The organism is Streptomyces sp. NPDC031379 (genome assembly GCF_055569615.1).
In genome coordinates this window covers 140627-153092 of the sequence record NZ_JBVIIT010000024.1, presented here as the reverse complement: position 1 = coordinate 153092, position 12466 = coordinate 140627, and the positions used below count along the sequence as shown (strand labels likewise).

The following is a 12466-nucleotide window of genomic DNA, read 5'->3' as shown; positions in this document are numbered from 1 at the left end:
CAGCTCAGATGTTCCGCCGTTCGTTCTGGTTCACCACGGGTGTCGCCGCCGGTGTGTGGGCCACCACCAAGGTCAATCGCAAGCTGAAGCAACTGACCCCGGAGAGCCTGGCCGCCACGGCGGCGAACAAGGCCCTGGAGACCGGTCAGCGGCTGAAGGACCGCGCGGTCGGCTTCGCGCTCGACGTCCGCGACAACATGGCGCAGCGGGAGGCGGAGCTGGAGGAGGCGCTGGGCATCCAGGACAGCCCCGAACTCCCCGCGCCCCGGCGGTACGCCGCCATAGAGAACAACCGCAGCAACCCGAAGTACATCGAGAACACGACGTACTCGTACAACCGGAATGAGGACCACTGATGGAGTCGGCTGAGATCCGCCGCCGCTGGCTGAGCTTCTACGAGGAGCGCGGGCACACCGTCGTCCCTTCGGCGTCGCTCATCGCGGACGATCCGACTCTGCTCCTCGTCCCCGCCGGCATGGTCCCCTTCAAGCCCTACTTCCTGGGTGAGGTCAAGCCGCCCTTCGCGCGCGCCACCAGCGTGCAGAAGTGCGTGCGCACGCCCGACATCGAAGAGGTCGGCAAGACCACGCGCCACGGCACGTTCTTCCAGATGTGCGGCAACTTCTCCTTCGGCGACTACTTCAAGGAAGGCGCCATCAAGCTCGCCTGGGAGCTGCTCACCACGCCCCGGGACAAGGGTGGTTACGGCCTCGAGCCGGAGAAGCTCTGGATCACCGTCTACAAGGACGACGACGAGGCCGAGCGCATCTGGCACGAGGTCGTCGGCGTGCCGAAGGAGCGCATCCAGCGCCTCGGCATGAAGGACAACTACTGGTCCATGGGCGTCCCCGGCCCCTGCGGACCCTGCTCCGAGATCAACTACGACCGCGGCCCCGAGTTCGGCGTCGAGGGCGGCCCCGCCGTCAACGACGAGCGGTACGTGGAGATCTGGAACCTCGTCTTCATGCAGTACGAGCGGGGCGAGGGCATCGGCAAGGACAACTTCGAGATCCTCGGGGAACTGCCGAGCAAGAACATCGACACGGGCCTCGGCCTCGAGCGGCTCGCCATGATTCTGCAGGGCGTGCAGAACATGTACGAGATCGACACCTCCATGGCCGTCATCGAGAAGGCCACCGAGCTGACCGGCGTCCGCTACGGCGACGCCCACGACTCCGACGTGTCCCTGCGCGTGGTCACCGACCACATGCGCACCGCCACCATGCTCATCGGTGACGGTGTCACCCCGGGCAACGAGGGCCGTGGCTACGTGCTGCGCCGCATCATGCGCCGCGCCATTCGCAACATGCGCCTGCTCGGCGCCACCGGTCCGGTCGTCCACGACCTGATCGACACCGTGATCGGCATGATGGGCCAGCAGTACCCCGAGCTGATCACCGACCGCGAGCGCATCGAGAAGGTCGCCGTCGCCGAGGAGAACGCCTTCCTCAAGACGCTCAAGGCCGGCACCAACATCCTCGACACCGCCGTCATCGAGACCAAGGCCTCCGGCGGCACCGTCCTCGCCGGCGACAAGGCCTTCCTGCTCCACGACACCTGGGGCTTCCCGATCGACCTCACCCTCGAGATGGCCGCCGAGCAGGGGCTGGCCGTGGACGAGGAGGGCTTCCGCCGCCTGATGAAGGAGCAGCGGGAGCGCGCCAAGGCCGACGCCCAGGCCAAGAAGACCGGCCACGCCGACATGGGCGCCTACCGTGAGATCGCCGACGCCGCCGGTGCGACCGACTTCATCGGCTACACCGACACCGAGGGCGAGACCACGATCGTCGGCATCCTCGTCGACGGCGTCTCCTCCCCGGCCGCCACCGAGGGCGACGAGGTCGAGATCGTCCTGGACCGCACCCCGTTCTACGCCGAGGGCGGCGGCCAGATCGGCGACACCGGCCGGATCAAGGTCGACACCGGTGCCGTCATCGAGATCCGCGACTGCCAGAAGCCGGTCCCGGGCGTGTACGTCCACAAGGGCGTCGTGCAGGTCGGCGAGGTGACCGTCGGTGCCAAGGCCCAAGCCTCGATCGACGCCCGCCGCCGCACGGCCATCGCCCGCGCCCACTCGGCCACCCACCTGACCCACCAGGCCCTGCGTGACGCTCTCGGCCCGACGGCCGCCCAGGCCGGTTCCGAGAACCAGCCCGGTCGCTTCCGCTTCGACTTCGGCTCCCCGTCCGCCGTGCCGACGGCCGTGATGACCGACGTCGAGCAGAAGATCAACGAGGTGCTCGCCCGGGATCTGGACGTGCGCGCCGAGGTCATGGGCATCGACGAGGCCAAGAAGCAGGGCGCCATCGCCGAGTTCGGCGAGAAGTACGGCGAACGGGTCCGCGTGGTCACCATCGGCGACTTCTCCAAGGAGCTGTGCGGCGGCACGCACGTGCACAACACCGCCCAGCTGGGCCTGGTGAAGCTGCTCGGGGAGTCCTCCATCGGCTCGGGTGTCCGCCGTATCGAGGCCCTCGTCGGCGTGGACGCCTACAACTTCCTCGCCCGCGAGCACACGGTCGTCGCCCAGCTCCAGGAGCTGATCAAGGGCCGCCCGGAGGAGCTTCCGGAGAAGGTCTCCGCCATGCTCGGCAAGCTGAAGGACGCCGAGAAGGAGATCGAGAAGTTCCGCGCGGAGAAGGTGCTGCAGGCCGCCGCCGGTCTCGCCGGGTCCGCCAAGGACATCCACGGCGTCGCCGTCGTCACCGGCCAGGTGCCGGACGGCACGACGCCGGACGACCTGCGCAAGCTGGTGCTCGACGTGCGCGGCCGCATCCAGGGCGGACGCGCCGTCGTGGTCGCCCTGTTCACGGTCAACAACGGCAAGCCGCTGACGGTCATCGCCACCAACGAGGCCGCCCGCGAGCGCGGCCTCAAGGCCGGTGAGCTGGTCCGCGCCGCCGCCAAGACCCTCGGCGGCGGCGGTGGCGGCAAGCCGGACGTCGCCCAGGGCGGCGGCCAGAACCCGGCCGCCGTCGGTGAGGCCGTCGAGGCCGTCGAGCGTCTCGTCGCCGAGACCGCCAAGTAGGAACGGTCAGATCATGCGCAGAGGACGTCGACTCGCGATCGACGTCGGGGACGCCCGGATCGGGGTCGCCTCGTGCGACCCCGACGGGATCCTCGCCACCCCGGTGGAGACCGTCCCCGGCCGGGACATCCCCGCCGCCCACCGCCGGCTCGGGCAGCTGGTGGAGGAGTACGAACCGATCGAGGTCGTCGTCGGTCTCCCTCGCTCCCTCAAGGGGGGCGAGGGCCCGGCCGCGGTCAAGGTCCGCGCCTTCGTCCAGGAGCTGGCCAAGGGCATCGCACCGGTGCCGGTCCGGCTGGTCGACGAACGGATGACGACCGTGACGGCGAGTCAAGGACTGCGCGCCTCGGGGGTGAAATCCAAGAAGGGCCGCTCGGTCATCGACCAGGCGGCGGCCGTCATCATCCTGCAGCAGGCCCTGGAATCCGAACGGGTGTCAGGCAAAGCACCCGGCGAGGGCGTCGAAGTGGTCATCTGATCGCGATACGGTAACGTTCCGCGCGATGCGGCGGTGTTCGAACAGCCGCCGCACAACAAGAGGCGGAACGGAAGCCGGCCCACCGGCCGCGCGACCGTCGGCCTCGCGGCTCTAGGGGATCGATGACTGAGTATGGCCGGGGCCCAGGCTCCGAACCGTGGCATCCGGAGGACCCGTTGTACGGGGACGGCGGATGGGAAGGGCAGCAGGCGCACGTCGGCCAGCAGTCTGCCTACGGCGGCCAGCCGCAGCAGCCCTACCCGCAGCAGCCGCAGCACGGCGACTGGAACCAGCAGCAGCAGTCCGGCTACGACGGACAGCAGTACCCGTACTACGAGGGGCAGCCCCAGCCCACCTACGACCAGCAGTTCGCCGGCCACACCCAGCAGCAGTTCCACCAGGGCACGTGGGAGGCGAACCACGGCCCCGTTCCCTACGCAGCCGACCCCGGTGATCCGTACAACCAGCAGCCTGTGGCGTACGGCGGTGAACAGCCGGACCTGTACGGCACCGAGGACGCTTATCCGCCGCCGATGCCGCCCGGCCGGCGACCCGAGCCGGAACCGCAGCCGGAGCCCGCGGCGGACGAGGAGGAACACGCCTTCTTCGCGGGTGGCGGCGGCGATGACGACGGCGAGGAGCACGAGCTGCAGAGCCGGCGCGAGAGGCGCGCCAAGGGCCGCAAACCCGTCAAGGGCAAGAAAGGGCGCACCGGCTGCGCCTGCATGGTGGTCGTCCTGGTGTTCGGTGGCGGCCTGGGCGGAGTCGGGTACTTCGGCTACAAGTTCTACCAAAATCGTTTCGGCGCGGCCCCGGACTACGCCGGCAGCGGAAACGGCCAAGAGGTCACCGTCACCATCAGCAAGGGGGACGGCGGCTGGGCGATCGGCCAGAAGCTGAAGGAGGCGGGTGTCGTCGAGAGCGCGGCCGCGTTCGTCTCCGCGCTGCAGGCGAACCCCAAGGGCAAGTCGCTCCAGGACGGCGTCTACACCCTGGAGAAGGAGATGTCCGCCGCGAGTGCGGTGGACCTGATGCTCAGCCCGAAGAGCCGCAGCAACCTGATCATCGCCGAGGGCCGGCGCAACACGGAGATCTACGGCCTGATCGACAAGCGCCTCGCCGTGTCGGCGGGCACCACCGCGCGCGTGGCGAAGAAGGAGTACAAGCACCTCGGCCTGCCCGCCTGGGCGCTGAACCACGCGAACCTCAAGGACCCGCTGGAAGGCTTCCTGTACCCCTCCAGCTACCCGGTCACCAAGGGCCAGAAGCCCGAGGCCGTCCTCAAGGGCATGGTCTCCCAGGCCACCGCCAAGTACCAGGAACTGGGGCTGGAGAAGAAGGCCGAGGCGCTCGGCCTCGACGGCCCCTGGCAGCTGCTCACCGTGGCGAGCCTCGTGCAGGCCGAGGGCACGAGCCACGACGACTTCCGCAAGATGGCCGAGGTCGTCTACAACCGTCTGGAGCCCGGCAACCCGCAGACCGCCGGGCGGCTGGAGTTCGACTCCACGTACAACTACGTGAAGAACCAGAGCAAGCTGGACCTGAGCATCGCCGAGCTGCGCAGGTACGACAACCCGTACAACACGTACTTCTCCCGAGGCCTGCCGCCGGGTCCCATCGACAATCCCGGCGAGGAAGCGCTCCGGGGCGCGCTCGACCCGACGGACGACGGCTGGTACTACTTCATCTCGATGGACGGCAAGACCAGCAAGTTCACCAGGACGCTCGAAGATCACAACAAGCTGGTCGAGGAGTGGAACGCGTCGAGGAACAAGAACTGATGACAGTGACCCGCCGGGCCGCCGTGCTCGGTTCGCCCATCGCCCACTCCCTCTCCCCGGTGCTGCACCGGGCCGCGTACGACGAACTCGGGCTCACGGACTGGTCGTACGACCGCTTCGAGGTCGACGAGGCCGGACTGCCCGCCTTCTTCGACAAGCTCGGGCCGGAGTGGGCGGGGCTGTCGCTGACCATGCCGCTCAAGCGGGCGGTCATCCCGCTGCTGGACGAGATCAGCGACACGGCCGCCTCCGTCGACGCGGTCAACACGGTCGTCCTCACCGAGGACGGCCGCCGTCTGGGCGACAACACCGACATCCCGGGCATGGTGGCCGCCCTGCGCGAGCACGGCATCGAGGAGGTCGGCTCCGCCGCGATCCTCGGCGCCGGTGCCACCGCCTCCTCCGCGCTCGCCGCGCTGTCCCGGGTCTGTACCGGGGAGGTCGTCGCCTACGTCCGCAGCGAGGCCCGCGCCGCCGAGATGCGCCGCTGGGGCGAGCGGCTGGACGTGGACGTGCGTACGGCGGACTGGGCGGACGCGGCCGAGGCCCTGCGTGCCCCGCTGGTCGTCGCCACGACGCCGGCCGGTACGACCGACGCCCTCGCCGCCGCCGTGCCCGAACGCCCCGCCACCCTCTTCGACGTGCTCTACGACCCCTGGCCCACCGAGCTGGCCGCCCACTGGTCCATGTTCGGCGGCGCCGTGGTCAGCGGCCTCGACCTCCTGGTCCACCAGGCCGTCCTGCAGGTCGAGCAGATCACCGGACGCTCCCCGGCCCCGCTGGAGGCCATGCGCCATGCCGGGGAGAAGGCGCTCGCCGCCCGCTGAATCGCCACCGGGGCGTCCGCCTGCTGGACCGGCGGCCGGACACCGGCCCCGGACGTGGGAGGATCGGAGGTGGCGTACCGGGGTCGCGCACCCGGTGACGCCGTCGCCGTACGCGGGGACACGCGTACGCAGGGCAGTACCGGGCGCGAACACTGAGGAGCACCGTTGAGCAGGCTGCGTTGGCTGACCGCGGGGGAGTCCCACGGTCCGGCACTGGTCGCAACGCTGGAGGGCCTTCCCGCCGGCGTGCCGATCACCACGGAGATGGTGGCGGACCACCTGGCACGGCGGCGGCTCGGTTATGGCCGCGGTGCGCGCATGAAGTTCGAGCGCGACGAGGTCACCTTCCTGGGTGGCGTGCGGCACGGACTCACGCTCGGTTCCCCGGTCGCGATCATGGTGGGCAACACCGAGTGGCCCAAGTGGGACCAGGTCATGGCGGCCGACCCGATCGACCCCGAGGTGCTGGCCGGGCTCGCCCGCAACGCGCCGCTGACCCGGCCGCGGCCCGGCCACGCCGACCTGGCCGGCATGCAGAAGTACGGCTTCGACGAGGCCCGCCCGATCCTGGAGCGTGCCTCCGCCCGTGAGACCGCCGCCCGCGTGGCCCTCGGCGCCGTCGCCCGCTCCTACCTGAAGGAGACGGCCGGCATCGAGATCGTCTCCCACGTCGTCGAGCTGTGCTCCGTGAAGGCCCCGCAGGGCGTGTACCCCACGCCGGCCGACGTCGAGAAGCTGGACGCCGACCCGCTGCGCTGTCTGGACGCGGACGCCTCGAAGGCGATGGTCGCGGAGGTCGATCAGGCCCACAAGGACGGCGACACGCTCGGCGGTGTCGTCGAGGTGCTGGCGTACGGCGTCCCGGTCGGCCTCGGTTCGCACGTGCACTGGGACCGCAAGCTGGACGCCCGTCTCGCCGGTGCCCTGATGGGCATCCAGGCGATCAAGGGCGTCGAGATCGGCGACGGTTTCGAGCTGGCCCGGGTGCCCGGCTCCAAGGCGCACGACGAGATCGTGAGCACGCCCGAGGGCATCCGGCGCGTCTCCGGTCGCGCCGGCGGCACCGAGGGCGGCCTGAGCACCGGCGAGCTGCTGCGCGTGCGCGCCGCGATGAAGCCGATCGCGACCGTGCCGCGCGCCCTGAGGACCGTGGACGTCGCCACCGGCGAGGCCGCCCAGGCCCACCACCAGCGCTCCGACGTCTCCGCCGTCCCGGCCGCCGGTATCGTCGCCGAGGCCATGGTCGCGCTCGTCCTGGCCGACGCGGTCGCGGAGAAGTTCGGCGGCGACTCCGTCCCCGAGACCCGCCGCAACGTCCGGTCCTACCTCGACAACCTCCAGATCCGGTGAGCGCCGTGCCCGCCGTCGTACTCGTCGGCCCGATGGGCGTCGGCAAGTCCACCGTCGGCCGGCTCCTGGCCGAGCGGCTCGGGACCGGCTACCGGGACACCGACGAGGACATCGTCGCCGCCGAGGGCCGCACCATCGCCGACATCTTCGTGGACGAGGGCGAGCCCGCCTTCCGCGCGATCGAGAAGAGCGCGGTGTGCACCGCGCTCGCCGAGCACGAGGGCGTCCTCGCGCTCGGCGGCGGCGCGGTCCTCGACCCGGACACGCGCGCGCTGCTCGCCGGGCACCGGGTGGTCTACCTCTCGATGGACGTCGAGGAGGCCGTCAAGCGCACCGGTCTCAACGCGGCCCGCCCGCTGCTCGCGGTCAATCCGCGCAAGCAGTGGCGCGAACTGATGGAGGCCCGGCGGCACCTGTACGAGGAGGTCGCCGGCGCGGTCGTGGCGACCGACGGCCGTACGCCCGAAGAGGTCACGCAAGCAGCGCTGGACGCACTGGAGTTGAACGAAGCATGAGCGAGGCAGTCACCCGGATCCAGGTCGCCGGCACCGCGGGCACCGACCCGTACGAGGTGCTGGTCGGCCGGCAGCTCCTGGGCGAGCTGGGCGGGTTGATCGGTCCGAAGGCCAAGCGCGTCGCGGTGATCCACCCGGAGGCCCTGGCGGAGACCGGGGACGCGCTGCGTGCCGACCTGGCGGAGCAGGGCTACGAGGCCGTGGCGATCCAGGTGCCGAACGCGGAGGAGGCCAAGACCGCCGAGGTCGCCGCCTACTGCTGGAAGGCGCTCGGGCAGTCCGGCTTCACCCGCACCGACGTCATCGTCGGCGTCGGCGGCGGCGCGACCACGGACCTGGCCGGTTTCGTGGCCGCGACCTGGCTGCGCGGGGTGCGCTGGATCGCCGTCCCGACCACCGTGCTCGCCATGGTGGACGCGGCGGTCGGCGGCAAGACCGGCATCAACACCGCCGAGGGCAAGAACCTGGTGGGCGCCTTCCACCCGCCGGCCGGCGTCCTGTGCGACCTGGCCGCGCTGGACTCGCTCGCGGTCAACGACTACGTCTCCGGGCTCGCCGAGGTCATCAAGGCCGGCTTCATCGCCGACCCGGTGATCCTGGACCTCATCGAGGCCGACCCCGAGGCGGCCCGCACCCCGGCGGGTCCGCACACGGCCGAGCTGATCGAGCGGTCGATCCGGGTCAAGGCCGAGGTGGTCTCCTCGGACCTGAAGGAGTCCGGTCTGCGGGAGATCCTCAACTACGGCCACACGCTGGGCCATGCCATCGAGAAGAACGAGCGCTACAAGTGGCGGCACGGCGCCGCCGTCGCGGTGGGCATGCACTTCGCCGCCGAACTCGGCCGTCTGGCGGGCCGGTTGGACGACGCGACGGCGGACCGCCACCGTACGGTCCTCGAATCCGTCGGCCTGCCCCTGCACTACCGCTACGACCAGTGGCCCAAGCTGCTGGAGACGATGAAGGTCGACAAGAAGTCCCGCGGCGACCTGCTGCGCTTCATCGTCCTCGACGGCCTGGCCAAGCCGACCGTTCTGGAGGGCCCCGACCCGGCCGTCCTGCTCGCCGCCTACGGAGAAGTGGGCCAGTAAGGCCTCGCCCGGCTGCGGACGTCCCCTGCCGTACCGCCCGATGCGCCGGGCGGACCGGGCACTTCGAGCCGCCCCCGGCCGTTTCACCAAACGACGGCCGGGGACGGTACCGTTCGGTGGGCAGCGCGCAGGTCCGAAGGGCCGAGCAGGATCGGGCTGTCGAATCCGACTCGGGCGCCCCGGAGGCGGACGAGCCGAAGACGACGAGACGGAGTGGCAACGGATGCAGCACGCAGTGGGGTCGCCGCTGCCGCCGCCCCACCAGCCGGGGCAGGGACCGCACGCCGGCTGGGCGTCGGCCGGGCACCAGCCGGGGACCTCCCAGGGCCCCGCACCCGCGCCGGCCGGGCACCATCCGGGAGCCTCCCAGGGCCCCGCCCCCGTTCCCCCGCCGCCGGGCTTCCCGGCCCCGCCCGCCTCCGTGCCGCCACCGGCATCCCCGCAGCCCCCGGCCGCGCGGCACGCCCCCGCCCAACCGGCCCCTGATACCACCGGCCATGTGCCGCTGCCACCCGGCGGTCCCGTCGGCGCGCCCGCGGCACCGCCCGCCGCGGTCACGGTCCCCGACCCGACGGCCACCACCCTGGCGGTCCTGCTGATCGGTCCGGCGGGCGCGGGCAAGACGAGCGTCGCCAAGTACTGGGCGGACCACCGGCGCGTGCCCACGGCCCACATCAGCCTGGACGACGTCCGCGAATGGGTCCGCTCGGGCTTCGCCGACCCCCAGTCCGGCTGGAACGACAACTCCGAGGCGCAGTACCGCCTCGCCCGCCGCACCTGCGGCTTCGCCGCCCGGAACTTCCTGGCCAACGGCATCTCCTGCATCCTGGACGACGCCGTCTTCCCGGACCGCCCGGTCGTGGGCCTCGGCGGCTGGAAGCGCCACGTGGGCCCCGGCCTGCTCCCGGTCGTCCTGCTCCCGGGCCTGGACATCGTCCTGGAGCGCAACGCCGAACGTTCCGGCAACCGCCGCCTCACCGACGAGGAGGTGGCCCGTATCCACGGCCGCATGGCCGGCTGGTACGGCTCGGGCCTCCCGATCATCGACAACTCCCAGCTGGACGTCCCCGGGACGGCGCGGGTCCTGGACGAGGTCCTGGCGAGGGCGATAGCGAGCCCGCCGAACTGGTGATCGCGGCCGGGAAGCCGCCGCCTCACCCCCCGCAGCCCCACTCGGCCCCCGCCAACCGGCACAAACGGGACAAAACTCCTACGCTCATCTCATGTCAGAGGTGTACGCGAACCGCCGATCCCGGCTGAGGGAACACTTCAACGCGGCCGGTACTGCGGCAGCGCTCGTCACCCGCCCCGCCAATGTGCGCTACCTCGCCGCCGCGGCCCCGCAGGGCTCCGTCCTGCTCCTCGGCCGACACGAGGACCTGCTCGTCTGTGTCGGTCCGCCCGAAGACCGTCCCTACGAAGGCCGGCCGGACGAGAACCTGCGGTTGCACATCCTGGCCTCGCCCGACGGCGACCCCGCGGTCGCCGCGGCCGGCCTCGCCGCGGCCCAGGGCGCCGAGGCCCTCGCGGTGGAGGAGCACCATCTCACCGTGGCCCGCCACAGAGCCCTCGGCCCGGTCGCCCCCGGACTCCGCCTCGCCGACCTCGGCGCGGCCGTCGAGCAGCTCAGGGTCGTCAAGGACGAGGAGGAGATCTCCTGCCTGCGCATCGGCGCGGAGATCGCCGACCAGGCCCTCGGCGAGCTGCTGGAGTCCATCCTGGTCGGCCGCACCGAACGGCACCTCGCACTGGAGCTGGAGCGGCGCCTGGTCGACCACGGCGCCGACGGGCCGGCCTTCCCCACCTCCGTGGCCACCGGACCGCACTCCGGCCGCCGCGGCCACCGCCCCACCGACCGGCGCGTGGAGGAGGGCGACTTCCTGTGCGTCTGCCTCGGCGCCACCTACCGCGGCTACCGCTGCGAGATCGGCCGCACCTTCGTCATCGGCACCTCGCCCGCCGACTGGCAGATCGAGCTGTACGATCTCGTCTTCGCCGCCCAGCGCGCCGGACGCGAGTCCCTGGCGCCCGGTGCCGCATACCGGGACGTGGACCGCGCCGCACGCCACGTACTGGACTCCGCGGGCTATGCGGAGGCACTGCCCCCGCTGACCGGACACGGTGTCGGACTCGAAATCGACGAGGACCCGCAGCTGGCCCCCGCGGCCATGGGTAAACTGGACGCTTGCGTGCCGGTCACCGTCGAACCGGGGGTCCACCTCCCGGGCCGGGGCGGTGTCCGGATCGATGACACGCTCGTCGTACGCCCCGAGGCGGACGGCGGACCCGAGCTACTCACCATCACGACCAAGGAGCTGCTCGCGCTGTAGCGCGTGACCCCGGGGTCGTACGTCAGTCCAGGAGATTCCGCAACCGTGGCTTCCACGAACGACCTCAAGAACGGCATGGTGCTCAAGCTCGAAGGCGGCCAGCTCTGGTCCGTCGTCGAGTTCCAGCACGTCAAGCCCGGCAAGGGCCCGGCCTTCGTGCGCACCAAGCTCAAGAACGTGCTCTCCGGCAAGGTCGTCGACAAGACCTTCAACGCCGGTGTCAAGGTCGAGACGGCCACTGTCGACAAGCGCGACATGCAGTTCTCGTACATGGACGGCGACTACTTCGTCTTCATGGACATGGAGACCTACGACCAGCTGATGGTCGACCGCAAGGCCGTCGGCGACGCCGCCAACTTCCTCATCGAGGGCTTCACGGCCACGGTCGCGCAGCACGAGGGCGAGGTGCTCTTCGTCGAGCTGCCGGCCGCCGTCGAGCTGGTCATCCAGGAGACCGAGCCGGGCGTCCAGGGCGACCGCTCCACCGGTGGCACCAAGCCCGCCACCCTGGAGACCGGCCACCAGATCCAGGTCCCGCTCTTCATCACCACCGGTGAGAAGATCAAGGTCGACACCCGCACGAGCGACTACCTCGGCCGGGTGAACAGCTAACCGTGGCTGCCCGCAACACGGCTCGCAAGCGCGCCTTCCAGATCCTCTTCGAGGGCGACCAGCGCGGCGCCGACGTCCTGACGGTCCTCGCGGACTGGATCCGGCTGTCCCGGTCCGACACCCGGCAGCCGCCGGTCAGCGAGTACACGATGCAGCTGGTCGAGGGCTACGCGGAGCACGCGAAGCGCATCGACGAGCTGATCGCGCAGTACGCCGTGGGCTGGACGCTCGACCGGATGCCGGTCGTCGACCGCAACGTCCTGCGGCTGGGCGCGTACGAGCTGATCTGGGTCGACGAGACCCCGGACGCCGTCGTCCTGGACGAGATGGTGCAGCTGGCGAAGGAGTTCTCGACCGACGAGTCGCCCTCGTTCGTCAACGGCCTGCTCGGCCGGCTGAAGGAACTGAAGCCTTCGCTGCGCCGCGACGAGGCGTAAACCCGGTTCGGTGTCGACGG

The 12466-nt window shown here is 71.0% G+C and carries 12 protein-coding genes; all 12 read left to right on the top strand.

The window, feature by feature from the left end; all coding sequences use genetic code 11:
• The first annotated feature begins 8 nt into the window (after positions 1–8).
• The 12 genes from ACZ5CW_RS31050 (at position 9) to nusB (ending at position 12446) form a co-directional block, all read left to right on the top strand.
• Complete coding sequence (locus ACZ5CW_RS31050) at positions 9–356, top strand: hypothetical protein (RefSeq protein WP_468607193.1); 348 nt, start codon at positions 9–11, stop codon at positions 354–356.
• On the top strand, positions 356–3028 hold the full coding sequence (gene alaS / locus ACZ5CW_RS31045) for an alanine--tRNA ligase (RefSeq protein ID WP_468607191.1): 2673 nt from the start codon (positions 356–358) through the stop codon (positions 3026–3028). The genes ACZ5CW_RS31050 and alaS overlap by 1 nt, the downstream gene beginning before the upstream one ends.
• A gap of 13 nt (positions 3029–3041) precedes the next feature.
• Positions 3042–3506: a Holliday junction resolvase RuvX gene (gene ruvX / locus ACZ5CW_RS31040; protein WP_468607189.1), complete on the top strand. Its 465-nt coding sequence runs from the start codon at positions 3042–3044 to the stop codon at positions 3504–3506.
• A 122-nt stretch (positions 3507–3628) separates the two neighbouring features.
• Positions 3629–5287, top strand: coding sequence for an endolytic transglycosylase MltG (gene mltG / locus ACZ5CW_RS31035; RefSeq protein ID WP_468607187.1), 1659 nt, complete (start codon positions 3629–3631; stop codon positions 5285–5287).
• The gene (locus tag ACZ5CW_RS31030; protein ID WP_468607185.1) at positions 5287–6114 is read left to right on the top strand and encodes a shikimate dehydrogenase; all 828 of its coding nucleotides are present in this window, start codon (positions 5287–5289) and stop codon (positions 6112–6114) included. Before mltG ends, ACZ5CW_RS31030 begins: the two co-directional genes overlap by 1 nt.
• 165 nt (positions 6115–6279) lie before the next feature.
• Positions 6280–7464, top strand: a complete 1185-nt coding sequence (aroC, locus tag ACZ5CW_RS31025; RefSeq protein ID WP_468607183.1) for a chorismate synthase — start codon at positions 6280–6282, stop codon at positions 7462–7464.
• 32 nt (positions 7465–7496) lie between these two features.
• Positions 7497–7979, top strand: coding sequence for a shikimate kinase (locus ACZ5CW_RS31020; protein ID WP_468607255.1), 483 nt, complete (start codon positions 7497–7499; stop codon positions 7977–7979).
• Positions 7976–9067, top strand: coding sequence for a 3-dehydroquinate synthase (gene aroB, locus ACZ5CW_RS31015; protein WP_468607181.1), 1092 nt, complete (start codon positions 7976–7978; stop codon positions 9065–9067). Before ACZ5CW_RS31020 ends, aroB begins: the two co-directional genes overlap by 4 nt.
• Before the next feature lie 223 nt (positions 9068–9290).
• Entirely contained in the window at positions 9291–10199 is a 909-nt protein-coding gene (locus tag ACZ5CW_RS31010; protein ID WP_468607179.1) for a Pro-rich N-terminal domain-containing protein, read from the top strand.
• Positions 10200–10290: 91 nt separating this feature from the next.
• On the top strand, positions 10291–11397 hold the full coding sequence (locus ACZ5CW_RS31005; RefSeq protein WP_468607177.1) for an aminopeptidase P family protein: 1107 nt from the start codon (positions 10291–10293) through the stop codon (positions 11395–11397).
• A 45-nt stretch (positions 11398–11442) separates the two neighbouring features.
• Positions 11443–12009 carry an elongation factor P gene (gene efp, locus ACZ5CW_RS31000; protein WP_030048852.1) on the top strand — a complete coding sequence of 189 codons (567 nt, stop codon included), beginning with the start codon at positions 11443–11445 and terminating at the stop codon, positions 12007–12009.
• 2 nt (positions 12010–12011) lie between these two features.
• Entirely contained in the window at positions 12012–12446 is a 435-nt protein-coding gene (gene nusB / locus ACZ5CW_RS30995) for a transcription antitermination factor NusB (protein WP_468607175.1), read from the top strand.
• The last annotated feature ends 20 nt before the right edge of the window (positions 12447–12466 follow it).

Coding starts and splice junctions, on each gene's coding strand:
- ACZ5CW_RS31050 (WP_468607193.1), top strand. CDS start 9: ATGTTCCGCCGTTCGTTCTGGTTCACCACGGGTGTCGCCGCCGGTGTG.
- alaS (WP_468607191.1), top strand. CDS start 356: ATGGAGTCGGCTGAGATCCGCCGCCGCTGGCTGAGCTTCTACGAGGAG.
- ruvX (WP_468607189.1), top strand. CDS start 3,042: ATGCGCAGAGGACGTCGACTCGCGATCGACGTCGGGGACGCCCGGATC.
- mltG (WP_468607187.1), top strand. CDS start 3,629: ATGACTGAGTATGGCCGGGGCCCAGGCTCCGAACCGTGGCATCCGGAG.
- ACZ5CW_RS31030 (WP_468607185.1), top strand. CDS start 5,287: ATGACAGTGACCCGCCGGGCCGCCGTGCTCGGTTCGCCCATCGCCCAC.
- ACZ5CW_RS31020 (WP_468607255.1), top strand. CDS start 7,497: ATGGGCGTCGGCAAGTCCACCGTCGGCCGGCTCCTGGCCGAGCGGCTC.
- aroB (WP_468607181.1), top strand. CDS start 7,976: ATGAGCGAGGCAGTCACCCGGATCCAGGTCGCCGGCACCGCGGGCACC.
- ACZ5CW_RS31010 (WP_468607179.1), top strand. CDS start 9,291: ATGCAGCACGCAGTGGGGTCGCCGCTGCCGCCGCCCCACCAGCCGGGG.
- ACZ5CW_RS31005 (WP_468607177.1), top strand. CDS start 10,291: ATGTCAGAGGTGTACGCGAACCGCCGATCCCGGCTGAGGGAACACTTC.